Annotated in this window: 21 protein-coding genes and 2 pseudogenes; 17 read left to right on the forward strand and 6 right to left on the reverse strand. The window is 38.8% G+C overall.

Features of this window, described 5'->3' with window-relative positions:
• The first annotated feature begins 13 nt into the window (after nucleotides 1-13).
• From O1D97_RS06000 to O1D97_RS06045, 10 genes are read left to right on the forward strand one after another with little or no spacing between them, the layout of a single operon-like run.
• On the forward strand, nucleotides 14-757 hold the full coding sequence (locus tag O1D97_RS06000; protein WP_269123790.1) for an aminotransferase class III-fold pyridoxal phosphate-dependent enzyme: 744 nt from the start codon (nucleotides 14-16) through the stop codon (nucleotides 755-757).
• A gap of 17 nt (nucleotides 758-774) precedes the next feature.
• Nucleotides 775-1,305, forward strand: a complete 531-nt coding sequence (locus O1D97_RS06005; protein WP_269123865.1) for an aminotransferase class III-fold pyridoxal phosphate-dependent enzyme — start codon at nucleotides 775-777, stop codon at nucleotides 1,303-1,305.
• A complete protein-coding gene (locus O1D97_RS06010) occupies nucleotides 1,305-2,057 on the forward strand; it encodes a glycosyltransferase family protein (protein WP_269123792.1) in 753 nt (250 codons plus the stop codon). The genes O1D97_RS06005 and O1D97_RS06010 overlap by 1 nt, the downstream gene beginning before the upstream one ends.
• A gap of 17 nt (nucleotides 2,058-2,074) precedes the next feature.
• Nucleotides 2,075-3,130, forward strand: coding sequence for a pseudaminic acid synthase (gene pseI / locus O1D97_RS06015; protein WP_269123794.1), 1,056 nt, complete (start codon nucleotides 2,075-2,077; stop codon nucleotides 3,128-3,130).
• Nucleotides 3,131-3,132: 2 nt separating this feature from the next.
• The gene (locus O1D97_RS06020) at nucleotides 3,133-4,503 is read left to right on the forward strand and encodes an NAD(P)-binding protein (protein ID WP_269123795.1); all 1,371 of its coding nucleotides are present in this window, start codon (nucleotides 3,133-3,135) and stop codon (nucleotides 4,501-4,503) included.
• Nucleotides 4,496-5,464, forward strand: coding sequence for a hypothetical protein (locus tag O1D97_RS06025; protein WP_269123797.1), 969 nt, complete (start codon nucleotides 4,496-4,498; stop codon nucleotides 5,462-5,464). The genes O1D97_RS06020 and O1D97_RS06025 overlap by 8 nt, the downstream gene beginning before the upstream one ends.
• On the forward strand, nucleotides 5,457-6,128 hold the full coding sequence (locus tag O1D97_RS06030; RefSeq protein ID WP_269123799.1) for a class I SAM-dependent methyltransferase: 672 nt from the start codon (nucleotides 5,457-5,459) through the stop codon (nucleotides 6,126-6,128). The genes O1D97_RS06025 and O1D97_RS06030 overlap by 8 nt, the downstream gene beginning before the upstream one ends.
• On the forward strand, nucleotides 6,119-7,054 hold the full coding sequence (locus tag O1D97_RS06035) for a DegT/DnrJ/EryC1/StrS family aminotransferase (RefSeq protein WP_269123801.1): 936 nt from the start codon (nucleotides 6,119-6,121) through the stop codon (nucleotides 7,052-7,054). Before O1D97_RS06030 ends, O1D97_RS06035 begins: the two co-directional genes overlap by 10 nt.
• Complete coding sequence (locus O1D97_RS06040) at nucleotides 7,035-7,673, forward strand: class I SAM-dependent methyltransferase (protein WP_269123803.1); 639 nt, start codon at nucleotides 7,035-7,037, stop codon at nucleotides 7,671-7,673. The genes O1D97_RS06035 and O1D97_RS06040 overlap by 20 nt, the downstream gene beginning before the upstream one ends.
• On the forward strand, nucleotides 7,670-8,413 hold the full coding sequence (locus tag O1D97_RS06045) for a WbqC family protein (RefSeq protein ID WP_269123804.1): 744 nt from the start codon (nucleotides 7,670-7,672) through the stop codon (nucleotides 8,411-8,413). The genes O1D97_RS06040 and O1D97_RS06045 overlap by 4 nt, the downstream gene beginning before the upstream one ends.
• Here the strand turns inward: O1D97_RS06045 and O1D97_RS06050 are convergent.
• The 4 genes and pseudogenes from O1D97_RS06050 to O1D97_RS19850 form a co-directional block, all read right to left on the reverse strand.
• A complete protein-coding gene (locus O1D97_RS06050; protein WP_269123806.1) occupies nucleotides 8,405-9,262 on the reverse strand; it encodes an aldo/keto reductase in 858 nt (285 codons plus the stop codon). The genes O1D97_RS06045 and O1D97_RS06050 overlap by 9 nt on opposite strands.
• Entirely contained in the window at nucleotides 9,259-10,410 is a 1,152-nt protein-coding gene (pseC, locus tag O1D97_RS06055) for a UDP-4-amino-4,6-dideoxy-N-acetyl-beta-L-altrosamine transaminase (protein WP_269123808.1), read from the reverse strand. The genes O1D97_RS06050 and pseC overlap by 4 nt, the downstream gene beginning before the upstream one ends.
• A 15-nt stretch (nucleotides 10,411-10,425) precedes the next feature.
• Nucleotides 10,426-11,427, reverse strand: a complete 1,002-nt coding sequence (gene pseB, locus O1D97_RS06060) for a UDP-N-acetylglucosamine 4,6-dehydratase (inverting) (protein ID WP_269123810.1) — start codon at nucleotides 11,425-11,427, stop codon at nucleotides 10,426-10,428.
• A gap of 232 nt (nucleotides 11,428-11,659) precedes the next feature.
• Nucleotides 11,660-12,213: pseudogene (locus O1D97_RS19850) on the reverse strand (DNA-3-methyladenine glycosylase I).
• Between the two features lie 131 nt (nucleotides 12,214-12,344).
• Between O1D97_RS19850 and O1D97_RS06070 the strand changes: the two are divergent.
• The 7 genes and pseudogenes from O1D97_RS06070 to nrtS all read left to right on the forward strand — a co-directional run bounded on the left by O1D97_RS06070 (nucleotide 12,345) and on the right by nrtS (nucleotide 18,226).
• Nucleotides 12,345-13,178 carry an energy-coupling factor ABC transporter permease gene (locus O1D97_RS06070; protein ID WP_269123812.1) on the forward strand — a complete coding sequence of 278 codons (834 nt, stop codon included), beginning with the start codon at nucleotides 12,345-12,347 and terminating at the stop codon, nucleotides 13,176-13,178.
• The gene (locus O1D97_RS06075; protein ID WP_269123814.1) at nucleotides 13,178-13,825 is read left to right on the forward strand and encodes an NUDIX domain-containing protein; all 648 of its coding nucleotides are present in this window, start codon (nucleotides 13,178-13,180) and stop codon (nucleotides 13,823-13,825) included. The genes O1D97_RS06070 and O1D97_RS06075 overlap by 1 nt, the downstream gene beginning before the upstream one ends.
• Nucleotides 13,826-13,877: 52 nt before the next feature.
• Complete coding sequence (locus O1D97_RS06080; RefSeq protein WP_269123816.1) at nucleotides 13,878-14,333, forward strand: DUF1249 domain-containing protein; 456 nt, start codon at nucleotides 13,878-13,880, stop codon at nucleotides 14,331-14,333.
• A gap of 21 nt (nucleotides 14,334-14,354) precedes the next feature.
• Nucleotides 14,355-14,927 carry a YqiA/YcfP family alpha/beta fold hydrolase gene (locus O1D97_RS06085; protein WP_269123818.1) on the forward strand — a complete coding sequence of 191 codons (573 nt, stop codon included), beginning with the start codon at nucleotides 14,355-14,357 and terminating at the stop codon, nucleotides 14,925-14,927.
• A 70-nt stretch (nucleotides 14,928-14,997) separates the two neighbouring features.
• Nucleotides 14,998-16,894 (forward strand): annotated as a pseudogene (parE, locus tag O1D97_RS06090) (DNA topoisomerase IV subunit B).
• 129 nt (nucleotides 16,895-17,023) lie between these two features.
• Complete coding sequence (locus O1D97_RS06095) at nucleotides 17,024-17,998, forward strand: HD-GYP domain-containing protein (protein WP_269123820.1); 975 nt, start codon at nucleotides 17,024-17,026, stop codon at nucleotides 17,996-17,998.
• Between the two features lie 15 nt (nucleotides 17,999-18,013).
• Nucleotides 18,014-18,226 (forward strand): nitrate/nitrite transporter NrtS, encoded by a 213-nt coding sequence (nrtS, locus tag O1D97_RS06100; RefSeq protein ID WP_269123821.1) that lies wholly within the window; start codon nucleotides 18,014-18,016, stop codon nucleotides 18,224-18,226.
• A gap of 104 nt (nucleotides 18,227-18,330) precedes the next feature.
• On the opposite strand, the gene O1D97_RS06105 is transcribed toward nrtS, so the two are convergent.
• Both O1D97_RS06105 and O1D97_RS19855 read right to left on the reverse strand, forming a co-directional pair.
• Nucleotides 18,331-19,191 carry a PA4780 family RIO1-like protein kinase gene (locus tag O1D97_RS06105; RefSeq protein ID WP_269123823.1) on the reverse strand — a complete coding sequence of 287 codons (861 nt, stop codon included), beginning with the start codon at nucleotides 19,189-19,191 and terminating at the stop codon, nucleotides 18,331-18,333.
• A 49-nt stretch (nucleotides 19,192-19,240) separates the two neighbouring features.
• The gene (locus O1D97_RS19855; protein ID WP_428981099.1) at nucleotides 19,241-19,855 is read right to left on the reverse strand and encodes a rhomboid family intramembrane serine protease; all 615 of its coding nucleotides are present in this window, start codon (nucleotides 19,853-19,855) and stop codon (nucleotides 19,241-19,243) included.
• Nucleotides 19,856-19,875: the final 20 nt, after the last annotated feature.

Consider the following 19,875-nt stretch of genomic DNA (forward strand, 5'->3'; position numbering starts at 1 on the left):
CGGGTGCTGAGCTTTGGCAAAAAGCAAAAAAATCATTCCTGGCGGGAATCAGTTACTTTCTAAGCGTGCCGAAATGTTTTTACCTGATCAATGGCCTGCCTATTATAAAAAATCGAAGGGTTGTGAGGTTTGGGACTTAGATGACAATCATTACTATGACTTTTCTATCATGGGAATTGGAACCAGCTCTTTAGGTTATGCTAATAATGAAATTAATGATGCGGTGATAAGTTCCATCTCAAACGGATCGATGAGCAGCCTGAACTGTCATGAAGAGGTTGAGCTAGCTGAAAAATTGATTGAAATTCACCCTTGGGCTGGTGCTGCACGTTTTACTCGTACAGGTGGTGAATCTTGTGCGTTAGCGGTTCGAATAGCACGTGCTTATAGCAAAAAAGATGTGGTCGCATTTTGTGGATATCATGGTTGGCATGACTGGTATTTAGCGACGAATTTAACCGACGGTGAAAATTTAGATGAGCAATTATTACCAGGCTTAAAACCCGCAGGTGTTCCTAAACAATTGCAAAATACGGTTGTCCCTTTCAAAGAGGGCGATATCGAAGAATTTAAAGCGATTATAGACAAGTATGGAGATAATCTAGGGGTTGTGATGATGGAAGTTTTCCGTCATGGATTGCCAGATATTGCATTTTTAAAAGCAGTCAAAGCCCTTGCTGTTGAACATAATATTGTTATTATTTTTGATGAAATATCCTCTGGTTTTAGGCTCAATACGGGGGGGCTCATCTTTTAACATCGATAGAACCTGATATCTGTGTATTAGGTAAAGCACTCGGTAATGGTCACCCTATAGGTGCTATTATCGGCCGTTCTGAGGTAATGGATGCGGCGCAACAATCGTTTATAAGCAGTTCATATTGGACTGAACGGGTTGGTTTTACGGCGGCGTTAAAAACATTAGAAATATTTCAACGGGATAATGTACCAAAGCGTATAAATGAGATTGGTGCAAGGCTTAAGTCTCGCATTGAAAGTGTTGTTGCTCAAACCGAGTTTCATTTAAAAATTATAGGTATAGACAGTGTACCTATATTTATATTTCCAGGGGAAAATGCATTAGCATTAAAAACATTATTTACTCAAGAAATGCTTAAGAAAGGTTTTTTAGCGAGTAATGTCATTTACCTGTCTACCGCTCACACCGATGAACTTTGCGATAAGTACATTGATGCAATGAGAGACGTTTTTTTCTTTCTCCAACAAGCACTTGATAGTAAGACGGATATTGCAAGCTTAATTAACGGTCCTGTGTGCCATAGTGGCTTTCAAAGGTTAAATTAATGACGCGAGTATCTGCTTTTATTCAAGCAAGAATGGGGTCGTCAAGATTACCGGGAAAGGTTTTAAAAGAAATCAATGGAATTCCCGTCATTCTGCATATTGTTATGCGTTTAAAGCAATCAAGATATATTGATAATATTGTGTTACTCACCTCTTTTAATAAAGAAAATGATGAGCTTGTCGAATTAGCTAAACATCATAATATCAACGTTTTTAGGGGTTCTGAGGAAAATGTTTTAGAGCGGTTCCAACAAGCAAGCCAAGCGTTTCCATCAGAGCATATAATCAGAATTACAGGTGATTCGCCATTTGTCGATGCTGGTATATGCGATTTATTATTACAGGCGTACTTTAATAAACAAGTTGATTATGCTTTTTTAAGTGAGCGTTTTGCTGAGGGCGTTGATTGCGAAGTGTTTAGTTCTTCTATATTAGCTGCCTTAGACGCGAGTGTGCTTAGAGCTTCAGAGAGAGAGCATGTTACCTTGCATTTTTACGAGAATAAACGTAAACAGTTTTTTACTTATGAAATGGAAAATATAACTGACGATAGTCTCTATAGGTTCACATTGGATACGCTAGAAGATTGGCTGGTTATTAAAGAGTTAGCACGTTTTACCGATGATACTGTTAACATTAACTATCAATGCATTAAAGAATTAATGGATGCTCAACCCTACATTAAAGAGATTAATAGTAAAGTTGTTCGAAATGAAGGGTTGGTAATTTCATTACAAAATGAAGAGCAGTAAATGCGCTAGGGCTTATGATGAAAATTAATGATAAAACGATAGGCGAAAATAGTCCGTGTTACATCATTGCTGAAATGTCTGCTAACCATGGCGGAGATATAAATAAAGCAAAAAGATTAATCGCAGAAGCGAAATTAGCCGGTGCAGATGCAGTTAAGTTACAAACCTACACGGCAGATACCATTACATTAAATTGTACCAAGTCTGATTTTTGTTTACCTAGTGATAACCCCTGGCAGCAACATGTGTCGTTGTATTCCTTATACCAAAAAGCCTACACTCCTTGGGAGTGGCATCAAGCGCTTTACGAAGAAGCAAAGCGTTGCGATATCGATATCTTCTCCTCTCCATTTGATGAAACGGCCGTTGATTTACTTGAATCGTTAAATACGCCTGTTTATAAAATTGCTTCCCCAGAGATTACAGATATACCGCTTCTAAAATATGTAGCGGCAACAGGAAAACCGGTAATTCTATCAACGGGCATAGCGGAACTAGCGGATATAGAGCTCGCTGTAGAGACATTACGCAACAATGGTTGCACAAGCATTGCTATTTTAAAGTGCACCACGGCCTACCCGACACCATTAGAGGAATGCAACTTGGCCACTATTGATGATATTGCTAAGCGATTTAATTGTATTGCGGGTTTATCTGATCATACACAGGGCATTGTTTCGCCTATAGTGAGTGTGTCGCTTGGCGCAAAAATAATCGAAAAGCACTTTATTATTGATAAATCAGATGACTCGGTAGATGCTTTTTTCTCATTAGATAAAGATGAATTTTCGTTATTAGTAAAGTCGGTAAGGGATGCGGAAAAAGCAATTGGTGTTGTTAATTATGATATTACTGATTCGGCTAGAAAAAATATGCTTGCGAGGCGCTCGCTTTATTTTGCTAAAGATTTACCCGCGGGTCATATCATTACCAAACATGATATAAAATCGGTTCGACCAGGCTTTGGATTACATACAAAGCATTATGATGATGTGCTTGGGTTATCACTAAAAAGTAGTGTGGAGATAGGTGATAGAGTTAGCTTTGCATTGATGAATGAGTCAAGAGGCTAGCTATGAAAACGTGCGCTGTCGTCGGTGGTGGGATTTGTGGCATAACAGCAAGTATTTTATTACGTCGGTATTACGACCGCGTCGTATTAATAGAACAATCTAGCTCTCTGGGTGGACTCCTTAATTCGGTTACCGATGAAGCGGGTCACTTTTACGATCAAGGCACACATATACCAGCAAGTACGGGTATCAATGAAATAGATGAAATTTTATTTAATCACCCTCATTTTGAAACAAATTGGCACCCTTTAAACCCGCTTAAAACAGGCAATTATTTTGCTGGAAAATGGGATTTAGAAACGCAGACAATTGATGCCAGAAAGTTAGACTCGACTCTCTATACACAAGGTATAGGCGAGTTTATGTCACTCACTGAGTCTTCTGAAGCCGATAACATAGAACAATATTTGTGTGAGACCTTAGGTGTTGTCTTTTATCAATACCTCTCAAAGCCTATAATCAAGAAGCTTTATGGCAATGATGTATCCTTCAGCGATTTGGCAAAAACGACCAGCATAAATTATTTTGGAGCCATGAGAATAAAAGCGTTTAACGCATCGCTATCACGTGTGTTGAAGCAACACCCTGAATTTGATAAAAAGCTTGGGTTTCATAGTGCCGCTGAGTTTGAATCGCTTCTTACAGAGAGCGGTGTAAACCTACCGAGTTATTATTACCCTAATGATCCCAAAGGGGCGCAAATATGGATAGATGAGTTGCAGACAAAGGCTGAGTCTTTGGGGGTTGAAATACTATGCAATCGCCAAATTGTGGAGATAGAATCACAGAGTGACACAATTACCGCATTTAGCCTTAACGATGGTACTCATGTTGAATGTGATCTTTTATTTTGGAGTGCACCTCCTGTATTTGCATTAAAAGCAGCGCATTTACCGATCGCAAACTATAAACCTACCTTTAGAACGGCAAATATTTTACATTTCACTTTTGATAAGCAACCGCTAAATACAGAGTCTCATTATCTTTGGAATTGGGATTCTTGTTCTGATATTTTTAGAGTGACGCTTTATAATAATTTAAGAGTCAGTGATCAGTATCAGCTGTCTGCGGAGGTCTTAAGGTACAAATCACAACCTACCTATACCTTAGATCAAGGTATTGATGACCTTAAAGCGATGGGTCTAATAGACAGTGATACAAAAATGGTGAGCGGTTTTGTTCAAAAAATTGATAATACCTTTCCAGTGCCTACTCATGATTTTTGTAATGCAACACAGATGAATTATGAAACGCTAACAACCTCGTTTAAAAATATTATTGTATCTGGGAGATTTAGTGGCCGTTGTTGGTTGCTCTCTGATGTACTTGTGCTCGCTCATAAAGAATTAGAAGAGTATTGCGCCGTTGGCTAATTTTATTTTTTATTGCAATGGAACAAAACTAACAGGTTTTGGTCACTTATCAAGGTGTTTAAATATAGCTCGGGCTATCTCTTCAATAAAACATGACAGCCACATTTTATTTTTTGGTGAATTTGATCGTTTTTCTTGTGAACGTATCGCAAAATTTGGCTTTAAAGTGGCCAGTAAACACTTTGTGTTTGTTGATAATATGACCGTGATTGCTGACAGTTATCACCTTAGTTTCAGTTCATTGTTTGAGTTAAAGGCGACTGGCATTAATCTGTGTATTATTGATGATTTTGATCAATACAATTATGACTTTTTAGATCTAATTATCAACTTTAGGTTCAATGCTGAGACACTTTGTAATGTCACACCTGCGCATCGACTCGGACTGCGCTATTTTTCATTTGCAGAAGAGTTACGACCACTAAGACAGCGTCGCTTAGGCTTAGAGAGTATTAACACAAATAAGATAAAAACGATTTTAGTGTTTATTGGTGGTGACGACCGCTTTGATGTCGCCAACAAGGTAGTCCATGCTTTAGATAGGTTGCTAATAGATAAGGAAATTATTTTATTGGACAGACATACTCGTTCTATTTTTTTGAAAAATAATGCCTATAAATCGCTAGCGTTTATTGATGATATGTCTGTTGTCTATCAGCAAGCGGATCTTATTATTAATGGGGGAGGGCTTACCAAATATGAAGCTGGTTTTTGTCTTATACCAAATTGCGCTGTATCGCAAACCTATGAGCAACTCCAAGATACCTTAGAGCTTGCTAAGGCGCATTTAACGTTTGATTTAGGTCTTGCTGAAAGCGCAACGATAGAGAGCTTAGCAGAGAGTATAAGGCAATTTATGCACACAGAAATTAAGCTACAAAGAAATGCGATGAAGACGTTTTACAAACAAAACTCAACCGAACAATTAGCACAAGAAATTATAAAGGTATCCAATGAGTGAGTTTAATTCTAAACAAGCTGAATGGGATGAAATTGCACGTGTGAACCGTGACTTCAAAGCTCAGGTCGGGCGTCCTTTTGACGATGTCCTTTGGCAAGCCTTAAGCATTGACGTTGAACAAAAACTAATGCTGTCAGCGCATGCAAACAGCATCTTAGATGTGGGGTGTGGCAATGGATTACTGCTGTCTAAATTATTAAGCAAGTGTGCTCACTATGCTGGTATTGATTACTCTGAGGCGATGATTGGAGAAGCGAAAAAATTGCTCCCCGCAGGTACGTTTTATCAATCACAGGCAAGTCAGCTGCCTTTCGATGATAATGAGTTTGAAAGAGTGCTCAGCTACAGTATTTTTCACTACTTCCCAAGTTATCAATATGCACTCGACGTTATCAAAGAAATGATACGGGTATGTAAGCCTGGCGGTGTTATTTTGATCGGAGATATTTTAGATAATCGATTTGAACAGGATATAAAAAGTAATAGTAATTTAGAATATGAGAAGACAATTCCCTTGATTCATCGCTATTCTCAATGGCGTTTTTTCTCTTTTGAGCAATTAAAAAGTGATTTGCAACACCATGTTAATAAAGTTGAAATACTCACTCAGCCAGCTCATTTCCCATTATCGCAATATCGCAAGGACCTGAGGTTATGGGTGTAATTGAATTGCAGGAGCTTATTGCCACTTTATTTAGCCGTAAATATGCATTACTCACTCGTTCTGGTAGCTTTGCTCTAATAACGGCTATAAATGCTTCAAATGCACCTAAAGGTAGTTCCGTGATTATGCCTGCAAGTTGTTGCCCTATTGTTTTATTTGCGATTCAAATGGCTGGTTATAATGTTATTTTGGCGGATATTTCTTTATCTTCACTCTCTATGGAGGTCAGTGACATAGAGGAGGTTTTTGATGACACTGTTTCAGTTATTGTTGCTGTCCATGGGTATGGGCATTACTGCAAAATTGATGAAATTGTTGAGTTTGCGAAAAGTAACAATGTTGGGTTGATTGAAGATGCGTGTTTGGCGTATGGCGGTAGCTATCAGGGTAAAGCATTAGGCTGTTTTGGCGATTTCTCCATAGTTAGCTTTGGCTACGATAAGCCAATAGATAACCTATATGGTGGTGCTATTTTAATGAACAAGGAGTGTGATTATAACAATGCGAAGGTATTCTTAAGTGACAATAGCATGGCTCAATTCAATGACATGGAGCAATTAGCGAAATTAAAAAACCGCTTTTCAGGTTTTATAGAGGAAATACAAATACGCAAAAATAATGTCGCTTACCTGCAGGAGAATATCCGCAATCCGCTTTTCACAAAAGCAAACTATGATGATGAAGTCATCTATTGGCGATACCCTCTGCTTATAAAAAATAGAGCTTGTTTTCTTGCTAAGGCGAAGGAAGAAGGAATTGTATTTACTAAACATTATAAATCACTAGGTGAATTGCAAACCCACGGATACTACCCAAATGCCGCAGTGGTTGATGAGCAAATTATAAATTTATTTGTTCGCCCAGAAACGCCTAAAAAACAATTAATTGATATGGTAATGTTTATCAATGACTACCAAGACGAATAATGCTTTAAAAGCATATTATCAATTACTGTATAAAGAATATGGAGATAGCCATAAATCTGTGCAGCATGTGTCAAAAGAATCGCAAAATGTTCGCTTTGCGATTTTTTTAAGCATGATAGCCTCCAATAGCCGAGTGATTGATTTAGGCTGCGGGCTAGGTGATATGCTGTTATATCTTAGAGAAAACGGCTTTACTGGGGAGTATTTGGGTTATGATTTTGTCCCTGAATTTATAGACTCAGCTAAAAGTAAATTTGCTAACGATGGAAAAGCCGCGTTTGCTGTCTTTGATATCTATCAAAATGAATTAGCTCGGCATTACGATCATGTGCTTATAAGTGGTGTTTTTAATAATAAAATGAACGATAATGCCGGCTTTATGAATTTAGCCATCGCGAAAAGTTTCTCAAGTTGTAAAAAATCAGTGATTTTTAATGCGCTCTCAACCTATGTTGAATTTGAAGATACGTCTTTATTTTATGTCAACCCTATGAGCGTATTTGATGAATACAAGCGTAATTTAACGCCCTATATTCATTTAAAACATGATTATGTAACAAAACCAAATGGCTTTCCTTATGAATTTACTATGCAATTAAGCAAAGGGGTTGATGTATGATTCTAAGTGTTATGCAGCCGACGTATCTGCCTTGGCTTGGTTATTTTTCATTGATAGACAGTGCTGATACGTTTGTTTTTTTGGATAATGTTAAGCTTGAAAAAAGTGATTGGCATATTCGAAATAGAATCAAGACTAAGGATCAGGCATTGATGCTTAGTTGTCATGTAACCACACCAACAGGTCGGATGAATGCGACCATAGAAAATACCCCTTATATAAAAGCACATTCTTGGAAAAAGAAGCATCTTCGCAGCATTGTCGAAAATTATAATAAAACTCCATACTTTAATGAGTTATCTCCAATCCTCGCTCGTATTTATGCTCAAGAGGGTTTAGACACTGTTGCTCAATTTAATATGGCTTTAATCAAGGCGCTAATGGCTTATATGGAGATTTCAACACCGGTCTTTGCTGCGTCTGACTTATTCGGTATCTCAGGTGTCAAGGATGAACGCCTTGTCAGTATTTGCCAAACCTTACATTGCGATCATTATTTATCGCCATTAGGTGCTAGAGCATATATTGAAGAAAATAGCCCAGGTGGTGAGCTTGTGAAACACAATATTGAGGTGTTTTATCAGAATTTTGAACATCCAGAATATATTCAACAAAAAGGGGAGTTTATTTCGCATCTAAGTGCTGTTGATTGTTTATTCAATATGGGTCCAAAGAAGACCTTAGAACTGATTAGACAAGCAACAAAATCGCCAATATATTATAGCGACCTGTCAGGTTAGCTTCCAATTTGCCGGGTTTACGAAACGCTCATCTTCTAAATTGAATTCATCGAAATCCACGTCTTGAATGTTATTTTCTAAGCTAGATAAAATCTCTTCAAGTTGAGCCGCATTATTAACTCCGATGACTATTTTATCTATTTCTTTTATATTACAAACGTAATTAATTGCCAATGAAAGGGGGGTAATGTTAAGTCTTTTTGATACTTTGTGTAAGTTTATCAGTTGCGTTTTTATTGGATTAAAATATCTTGGCCAAGTGCCTTCAGACATCAGTATTAAACCTTGCAAGAATGCAGAACGAGTATGGATTTCTATATTTGAGGCTTTGAGTTTTTTTAAGGTGTGTGTTCTTAAAAAACGTTGGTCATATATATTTGCAGGTATTTGAATCAAATCAGTAAAATTGAGCACATTTTGGTTTACCTGTTTGGGTGAGTAGAGAGACAGACCAACTTTATTAACAAGTCCTGTTTGCTTTAAATAGGTTAGGGCATTCGCGGCTTCAGGATAATGATTAAAATCCTCTGAATTATGCAGTAATAGACCGTAAATTGATTCTTGTTTTAAATCGTTGAGTGTCTGACTAAAGCAATCCAAAACGCAGTCAAATACTTTTTCATTGGATGCGATAGGTTTAATTTTACTAATTATATTAAAGGGGGTTAAATCTTGTCTTCCCAGTGCGGATTCTGCGTCTCCATAAGCCGCTGCCGTGTCTATTGTTGCGATGCCTTTGCTATGAGCAAGTCTAAGGATCTTATCTACCTCATCTAATTGTGTTTTTCCAAGAGTATTACTTACCCCATAATTAACGCCAAACTGGACAGAACCAAGAGCTAACTTCATAAGACTTTGAGCACAGCGTCAATGACTTTACTTTGTTCTTCTTTAGTCATTAAAGGGTAAAGTGGAATTGTTATTGCCTCGTTATAATAGCGCTCTGCGTTTGGAAAATCCCCGTAATTAAATCCAAGCTTTTTATAATACGGTTGCAAATGAATAGGAATATAATGAAGGTGGCTCATTATTCCTTGCTCACGAAGTTGACAGATCAACGCCTTATGATGCTCTTTATCAGAGTTCATTAAACGGACAATGTATAAATGGTAGCTTGAATAACAGTCTTGCGTTTGTTTTAAGTGAATAACGGGTAAGTCTTTAAATTCATGATTATAGCGTAAGGCTAATTCATTACGTTTTGAGACAAATGCATCGAGTTTACTTATCTGGCTGAGACCTAATGCGGCATGCAAATCCGTCATTCGATAATTAAAGCCGAGTTCGATTTGCTGATAATACCAAGGGCCGTGACTTAGCTCGGTCATTTCAGCTTGATCTGATGTGAGGCCATGACTTCGTAATCGTGTTAAGCGTTTTGCCAGTACTGAATTATTGGTGACGGCCATACCGCCTTCTGCCGAGGTGATAATTTTTACTGGATGAAAACTGAATACGCAAATATCCGAAAATTCACAACAACCTACAGGCGTATTTTGATATTTTGCTCCAATAGCATGGGAGGCATCTTCAATAATCTTGAAGCCGTAATGTTCTGCAAGTTTATGAATCGCTTGCATATCACAAGATTGACCAGCTAGATGAACAGGAATTACCACTTTGGGTAATTGGTTTTCTTGTTCAGCCAACACCAGTTTTTTTTCAAGTTCATGAATCGACATATTGCCACTGGCTAAGTCAATATCAACAAAATCAATTTTCGCTCCGCAATATAAAGCACAGTTTGCTGAAGCGACAAAGGAAATAGGGGATGTCCAAACGATGTCATTTTTACCCACATCGAGGGCTAAGCACGCTATATGTAAAGCAGAGGTTGCGCTATTAACCGCAACCGCATGATTAACACCACAATAATGCGCCACGGCTTGTTCGAAAGCGGGTACTTTTGGACCTTGAGTGAGCCAGTCCGATTTTAATACGTCAATGACGGCATCAATATCGTCTTGGCTAATGGATTGTTTACCGTATGGAATCATCTATCGTCTACTGTTTTAAAGCAATGCTTGAATATTGAAATTTTTGATTTCATCAAGTGTCATGTAATCTGGGTTACTTAATGAATTATATTCAAACCCCTGTTGTACTTTTTGGCCTTTTTCTCCTATCCCATTAACAGTAAAGTCATTACTTCTACTACTAAATTTTATACCAGGAGCGATTAAAAAGTGGTCTTGGTATTCGTAAGTCTCAAAGCATAAATCGGCTGGACACATCACCTCATGTAATTTTTCTCCAGGACGTATACCAACAATTTTAATGGGTAAATCCGGCGCCATTGCTTTCGCTAAATCAGCAATACGAATCGAAGGGATTTTTGGTACGAAAATTTCACCGCCCAGCATTCTCTCAAAATTCGTTAAAACAAAGTCAACACCTTGCTGTAAACTGATCCAGAAACGCGTCATTTCGGCGTGAGTAATTGGGATATGATCACGGCCTTGATCAATGAATTTTTGGAAAATAGGCACAACGGAACCGCGAGAACAAACTACATTACCATAGCGTACCACTGAGAACGTGGTTCGACTGCCTCCAGCAATGTTGTTCGCGGCTACAAATAGTTTGTCTGACGCCAATTTGGTCGCGCCGTATAAATTAATTGGATTGGCGGCTTTATCGGTAGAAAGGGCGATTACTTTTTCAACGTTATTTTCTAGAGCGGCATCGATAACATTTTCAGCGCCATTAATGTTTGTTTTTATACATTCCATAGGATTGTATTCAGCTGCTGGAACTTGTTTTAGTGCGGCGGCATGAATAACGTAATCAACACCATTCATAGCACGACATAAGCGGTCTTTATCACGGACATCGCCTATAAAATAACGCATACAAGGTTGGTCAAAATCTTGTTGCATTTCGAATTGCTTGAGTTCATCTCGAGAAAAAATAATGATCTTTTTAGGTTTATAGCGCTCCAGCAGAGTTTTTACATATTTTTTTCCGAATGAGCCGGTACCACCGGTGATTAAAATGGTTTTGTTATCGAACATAGTGCTACCTAAATTGTTTATTAATGGTGTTGTGTGACACGCAAATGTGATTTTTAATACACCTATCAATACTTTAACCACTAAGCTAGCAAAGTGCCAAGTTAATTTAGTTTTACGAGGTCACAAAGTACGAAACTTATAACATCCAGTTATAAATTGAGCTCTTATGTGTCTGAGGTTGTGGGTGATTCATTTATATTACACATGCTATTTGGTTTATTTAAGATATTGATCATTTAGATGGGCAATTATCTAAATGATCGTTTACCATCCCTGTTGCTTGCATGTAAGCATAACAAATAGTGGGGCCAAAAAATTTAAAGCCGCGCTTTTTCATATCTTTTGAGATGATTGTTGCTAAGTCAGTTACCGCTGGGACTTCCGCCAATGTTTTAAAATGGTTCACAATGGGGACGCCATTGGTATGTTGCCAGTAATAGTTGCTGAAACTACCACATTCATCGACGATTTTTAAAAACGCTTGGGCATTCGTAATGGTGGCTTTGATTTTTAACAGGTTTCTGACAATGCTTGGATCTTGCATTAGATGCTCAATATCACCTGCTGTCATTTGACTGACTTTGACGGCGTCAAAATTATGGAATGCCTTGGCATAACCGGCTCTTTTTTCAAAATCGTGATCCAGCTAAGGCCTGCTTGAGCACTTTCTAGTACAATGAACTCAAACAGAGTTTGATCATCGTAAACCGCTTTTCCCCATTCATTATCATGGTAGGCGATATATTCTGGCGTTCCAAGACACCAGCCACAGCGTTGATCAGACATAAAGAACCTTTATTTTAAAATAGTAAATAAACCTAATATTGAATGGCACTCTAATATTAGGTGTTTGATACTAGCAAAAAATGGGTGCTTTACGACTACTCTTTTTCTTCTTTTAGTTGGGTGGGTTTGATATGAACTTAAATGGCGATCTTTTTCCCTTAGGCCTACTTTGGTTTACAAATTTTTTCATGGTTATTATTGCTATTTTAGTGTGGCGCCAACAACCCTGGAAAACGTTAATCGGTAATACTGATTTACAACATCGCTTTTTAGCGGCTTGTTTGGTGCTGACTTTGGTTTGGTTAGTGAATATCGATTTAAGTCTTGGGGTAGCCATCCATTTTTTGGGCATTACAACCATTACCTTGATGTTTGGTTGGGCGTTGGCCTTGGTCATTGCTTTTGTTGCTCAACTAGGCTTTTTGATATTGGGTATTGATCAGTTAGACAGTTTTGCCTTGAATTTATTACTAAGTGGTGTGTTACCTATTTGGGTAACATGGCGTTGGCATCGATTTGTTGAAAGCTTTCATTCAAACAACCCTTTTATTTTTATCATGGGAACGGGTTTTGTTGGTTGTTTACTTGGTTGCTTAGCGGTAAGCGGGGTGGGAGTATGTCTGTTACTTTTGGGAGGTCAGTTCGAATTTGGTCGTGAAACATGGGAATATGTGGCTTTTCTCCCTTTGTTTATTATTCCCGAAGCCGTGATAAACGGTATGTTTATTTCTGGGTTTAGTATCCTACACCCTCATTGGATGATTACTTTTGATGATGAACGCTTTTTTAAAGCGCCACCCGCAAACGAAATGATTTTAGATGAGCAAGCATTGCCAGAGTCAATGGATATTGATAAACAAGAAACTTCGTCTGATCGAGAAGAAGACAAAGATCCCGATGCCGCTTACAGACCACCTGCATCATGGCATAAAGCGGATGACAATAAGAAACATGAGGATGAGTAATGTCAAAAAAAAGTCTACCTACTCCAGTTGAATTTACGCCAAAATATAATCAGTCGGATGTTGAGATAATTAAAGAAGAGGCCTTGTATAATGGCTTCTTTAAAATGAAAAAGGTGACCTTGAAGCATCGTCTATTCAATGGTGGCTGGAGTGGCAATATAGAGCGAGAAATGATGGTTCGGGGCGATGCCGTTTGTGTGCTTCTATATGACCCTAGGAAGGATAAAGTACTCTTAATTGAACAGTTCCGAGCTTGTGCTGTTAAGCATGTGTCTCCTTGGTTGCTTGAATTAGTTGCGGGTATGGTGGAAGACGGCGAGTCTAATGAAGAGGTTGCCCGACGAGAATCTCTTGAAGAAGCTGGAGTGGAAGTGCTGCGTTTAGAATGGATGTTAAACTTCGTTCCTTCACCCGGTGGGTTAGTTGAATACCTAAAGATGTATGTTGGTGAGTTTGATTCCAATAAAGTGAACCTAGAAAAATCCTACGGTTTACAAGGTGAAAATGAAGACATTCGCTTGCATTTATTTGATGCGGATGTCGCAATCGCTTTGTTAAAAACAAACATTGATAATGCCAGTACCATTATGGGATTACAGTGGTTGGCATTGAATAAACAAGATCTGCGGGCAAGGTGGCTTGCTTAGCGTTATACTAGGGTTCATACAGTAGAGATAAATTAAAACAGAGAGAGGATTAATGCGGCAAAGTTATGTGCCTGACTTAAGTAATTTACAGTTGCTTGGCGAATTAAACTATCGTCGAGTAGGTAAACTTATGCGTACCCAAGAAGATCAAGCGGAATGGCTTTTTGAAGTTCATTCTGCTGGTGCTCAAGAGAGTCGCTTAAGTCTTACTTTGGTCAGCGAGAGTCAATATACTAGCGAACTGAAATTAGAGTTTGGTCATCTTGGTGAAACCGCATTGCTGTTTGATCCTAAGGTAAGTATGACGGTTCGGCTGTATCATGACGTGGGCTTAGCTGAAATTACGGATGGTCATCGTCAGTACCAGGGGAGTTACCCTTATCCTAACGATGCCATGCTTCATAAAGATGAAAAATTTAGGCTAAATCAACAGTTATCTGATTTGTTAGAACTGTGCCTTAAGCATGGTCATAGGCGTATCAATTCATTCGATTTTCAACACGCCTAATATTCAGTTTATGGAAATGACATGCCTTATTTAATGTATTTACACGGTTTTAATAGTTCAGAGCGTTCTTTCAAATCAAACTGCATTCATGATCGATTAAAAAAGCTGGGATTATCGAACTCATACTTAATGCCAAGGCTTTCATGGGAACCAAATCAAGCCATTATTCAAGCCAGTAGGCTAATAGAGTCTCACTTGTCAGAGGGTATTACCTTAGTCGGTAGTTCATTAGGTGGATTCTACGCCGGTTATCTTGCAGAAAAATACGCGATTAATGCTATTTTGGTCAATCCTGCCGTATCAGCACATGAATTATTGGTTGATTATTTAGGCGATCAAGTTAATCCCTATACCCAAGAAGAGTATCAATTGACAACAGAACATATTGCTCAACTGGAAAAACTTGATGCTCCTATGACCTCTGTGGAACGATATTGGCTAATGCTGCAAGAAGGTGATGAAGTACTAGATTATTCTAAAGCGCTCAGTAAATACCCTGATGTACGCCTAACATTAGAGCCTTTAGGGGACCATAGTTTTGTTAATTTTGAACGTCACATCAATAACATACTGACCTTTTCAAAATTACTATAAAGCCTTTTTTTGGAATGCTACACTGATTTCATTCCATTTATTATCAAATTAATTTTTTAAGAAGAGAATCATGTCTGCTAAAAATTATAATGCGGATTCCATTGAAGTTTTAAGCGGTTTAGAACCGGTTCAAAAACGTCCTGGAATGTACACTGATACAACACGTCCTAACCATTTAGCGCAGGAGGTGATTGATAACTCTGTCGATGAAGCGCTTGCTGGGCATGCAGACCGTATAGAAATTACTTTGTTAAAAGACGGAGTATTAAGTGTTGAGGATAATGGTCGCGGTATGCCAGTTGATATACACGCGGAAGAAGGGATTTCTGGAGTTGAGCTTATTCTGACAAAACTGCATGCTGGCGGTAAATTTTCCGGAGATAATTATCAGTTTTCCGGTGGTTTACACGGTGTTGGGGTATCCGTTGTTAATGCGCTCTCAACTCAATTGGATGTGTGGGTAAAACGTGACGGTAAACTGCATCACATTGCTTTTGCTGATGGGTTTAAAACTTCAGATTTAACCGAAGTAGGTACAGTAGGAAAAAAATACGGGCACTAAAGTCCAGTTTAAAGCAGACCCTAAGTACTTCGATTCAAGTAAATACTCCATTAGTCGCTTGAAGCACTTATTAAAGGCTAAAGCGGTATTATGTCCGGGGTTGCATGTTGTCTTTGTTGATCAGACCGGCAGTGTTGAAGAAACAGAAGAGTGGTTTTTTCAAGATGGTTTGAAAGATTATTTAGCTCAGGCGAATGCGGGCTTTGTCCTATTGCCTGATGAGCCTTTTATGGGAGGATTAACGGAAAAAACTCAGGGTGTGGATTGGGCTGTCCAATGGTTGCCCGAAGGTGGTGAATTGGTGACAGAAAGCTATGTTAACCTCATTCCAACCGCGCAAGGTGGTACCCATGTTAATGGGTTGCGTACAGGGCTTCTAGAAGCCATTAGAGAGTTTTGTGATTTTCGCAGCTTGTTGCCGCGAGGCGTGAAATTAACCGCTGAGGATGTCTGGGATCGATGCAGTTATGTGTTATCCGCCAAGATTCAAGAGCCGCAATTCTCTGGTCAAACAAAAGAAAGATTGTCTTCTCGTCAAATTGTGGCGTTTATTTCGGCAACGGTTAAAGATGCATTCAGTCTTTGGTTAAATAAACATGTTGATGACGGACAAAAGATTGCTGAGCTAGTGATTAATAGTGCTCAAAAGCGTATGCGAGCGAGCAAAAAGGTCGTTCGTAAAAAAATAACTCAAGGTCCAGCACTACCTGGAAAACTGGCTGACTGTGTTGGACAGGACTCATCAAGGGGAGAGTTATTTTTAGTCGAAGGTGATTCTGCGGGTGGTTCTGCAAAACAAGCCCGAGATAGAGAGTTTCAGGCTATTATGCCCTTGAGAGGTAAGATTCTGAATTCTTGGGAAGTGGATTCCTCTGAGGTATTGGCATCCCAAGAAATTCATGATATTTCGGTCGCTTTAGGTATTGATCCTGGCGTCGATGACTTGTCATCCTTGCGTTATGGCAAAGTGTGTATCTTAGCGGATGCGGATTCGGATGGTTTGCATATTGCGACTTTGTTGTGTGCGCTGTTTGTTAAGCACTTTCCTTACTTGGTTAAGGCGGGTCATGTCTTTGTTGCTATGCCCCCTCTTTATCGTATTGATGTAGCTAAAGAAGTCTATTACGCTCTAGATGAAGAAGAAAAAGAAATTACTCTACATAAGATCGCGACTGAGCATAAGCGCTCAACGCCAAATGTACAGCGATTCAAAGGTCTAGGTGAAATGAACCCTTCACAGCTAAGAGAAACGACTATGGCTCCGGACACTCGTCGCCTGATTCAACTAACCATGGAAGACGCTCCTGATACCAATGAGCTTCTTGATAAACTCCTGTCTAAAAAGCGCGCTGGAGATCGTAAGTCCTGGTTAGAAACCTATGGAAACCTAGCCATCGTAGATTAATCATATTAAGACGGCTTTAAGAACGAATCGAGGAAAAAATAGGCATTCTTTGCTTTAGTCATTGTTGATATTAGACCATCCGCCTAGTATGCCTGCTCTATTATAAAGTTAGTCTTTAGGGAAAATTTCATGGGGATTTTTGATCGAGTTGGACAGCTAGTTAGAAGTCAACCTGCTACATCAAAAGCGTTGGCTCCTGAATCTAATCAACAAATGTTAGAGGCGCATTTGAGTAGTTTATTGGCGAGTCTATTAACCATGGCTTGGTTTGTTGAGGCTAGGGATCCTTATACTGGGGGTCATCTCTGGAGGGTATCTCGCTTTGCTTTATTATTAGCCGAAACGTCAGGACTTAATAAAGCGCAAGCCGCTCAAATAAGTTTGGGTGGTTTTCTGCACGATTTAGGAAAAATCGGTATTCCGGATGCTATTTTAGGTAAAACAAGTCGCTTAACCGATGACGAGTATGATGTTATTAAAACGCATCCTGAGATGGGTTTTAGAATGTTAGGCGGCCACCCTTTAGCTGATTTTGTTAAGGATGCGGTCTTGCTGCATCATGAGCGACCTGATGGTAAGGGTTACCCAAGAGGGTTATTGGAGGATGAAATTCCGTTAATGGCGAAAATTGTGGGCTTGTGTGATGCTTTTGACGCGATGACCAGCAGCCGACCTTATCGTTCAGGTATGCCTATTGAAAAAGCACTTTCTATTATTGAATCTAATCTCGGGACTCAGTTTGATGCTAAGTTAGGTAGTTTGTTTATCGATTTAGGAAGGCAAAAACAACTTGATTTAATCGTTGGCTATAGTGATGACGGGATTCCTTTAGAGCAGTGTCAGGCATGTGGTCTGACGTTAGTGATTCATAAAGAGCACAAAGCAGGGGATCATCTTTTTTGTCGTCAATGTACGGGCGAATTTGTGTTAGATGATGTAAATGGTAGCTTATCCCCCATTGCAACGGGCCGCAGAGGAAGTGCAAGCGATTTGGAGCCACATTTAGATCAGCAACTTATCGCTAATACGGTAAAACAATCTATTGCGGCCATGCCAATAACGGATTTAACTCAAGCGGTTATGAGTAACTTTAAGAGTTCATAATAATAGGATGACTGTATGGGGTTTCTAAAAATAGTAATGTTAAAGCAGAATGTTTTAGCGGCGCTTAAAATCTCTTTATTTGTAGGGACTGTGTTGAATCTAATTAATCAAGGGCCAGGTGTTTATGAGGGCGGCACTGTTTCTTGGTTCCATCTCTTCATGAATTACTTTGTGCCTTTTTGCGTTTCAAGCTACAGTGCGGCGAAAAACCAATTATCGTCTAAATGAAGCCTATAAATACGCTATTTATATTTTTAAACATAAAGATCCTTCCCATGAAAACTATGTTAAACATAGCTTCATGAGAGAGGAATGTCTTGCTGTTTTATTGATTAATCATCATCTTCGTTTGCTGCTTTTATGCGTTCTAGTCGAGACTCTTCTTCTGCAATAGCCGCTTGAATTTCGGCCAAAACATCATCAACATTCGCGTTCGTTTCATCTTCTACGAATAGACCCGTCAATTCAGAGTCAGCGGTTAAATCACCCGATTGATACAAAGCCCAAATTTCCTTAGCATATTTCGTTTGCTTTAGATCTGGAGCAAACCGAGCATAGTAATCGGTTATTTTATCTACATCTCTTGTAAGCATCCATTGCGCATTATTATTGCCAGACGCGTCAACAACTTGTGGGAGGTCTATAATAACAGGGCCGTATTCATCGACTAAAACATTAAACTCTGACAAATCACCATGTATCAGTCCAACACTCAGCATTCTCACTATGTATTGCATCATTACCTGATGGTCTTCTATAGCTTGAGCTGCATCCATGGTGACATCATCTAATCGTGGTGCAACGTGCCCATCTTCATCTGTAATGAGCTCCATTAATAGAACGCCATCAATACAGCCAAATGTCTCTGGAACACGAACACCCGCTTCCAATAATTTTTTTAAGGCATCAACTTCGGTGTTATGCCAAGCGGCTTCTTGTTGAGAGCGACCATATTTAGAGCCTTTCTCCATCGCTCTTGAGCGACGACTATTTTTGACTTTTCTCCCTTCTTGATATTGTACGGCATTTTTAAAACTACGTTGGGCGGCGTCTTTGTATACCTTTGCACAACGTATTTTATCGCCGCAGCGAACAACATAAACTGTGGCTTCTTTGCCACTCATAAGGCGACTAATGACTTCGTCTATTAGGCCATCTTCGACTAGTGGTTGTATTCGATTTGGTACTTTCATGGGGTCCTTATACCTTACATTTAAGACAACATTATGATTCTATTGTTACTTATATGCGTTTAGTGAAACACTGTTTTACAGTGTGATAACCAGCTAATACCAGTCCACTTGTTACAGCAATGGTGTGTACATCCGTTGCTGAGGTTAATCCTATTAGCGTACTTGAATTGTACGTTGTAAACCAAGGCTGTATTTGTGAAAAAATGGTTAATAAGATAAACCCATTTATTACCTTGTCTATGACTAAACAGCGTACCGCACAATAGCTATATAAACCATACAAGATACTCGAAAAACCAAGATAATATTCGAATGAATAATAAAAAAATATATAAAAATTAGTGATTAAGAGAATAAACGTCAATGCACTAATAATTGATTTTACGGTAAGAATTTGTAGACCAAGATGAGAATGTCTAGAAACGTCTTTTTTAAAGAGGAAGTAAAAAATGACTAAACCAAAAAGGTTTAGTATTAAGTGCTCCCATGACCAATGTGTGAAGTGCCCTGTTACGAATCTCCAAAGCTGTTCTGGCTTTGATTTAGAGAAGGTGAGGAGGGCTTTCCATTTGTTGGTATAGGGAGCACAAACACAAAATAAAAAAATAACACCAAGGATTAACCAAGAAAAATGGTCTTCTGTTGGCTTATTTATTTTTATCATCCTATTTTGGGTAATTAAAG

This window comes from Marinomonas phaeophyticola (assembly GCF_026966905.1).
GTDB classification, from domain to species: Bacteria; Pseudomonadota; Gammaproteobacteria; order Pseudomonadales; family Marinomonadaceae; genus Marinomonas; species Marinomonas phaeophyticola.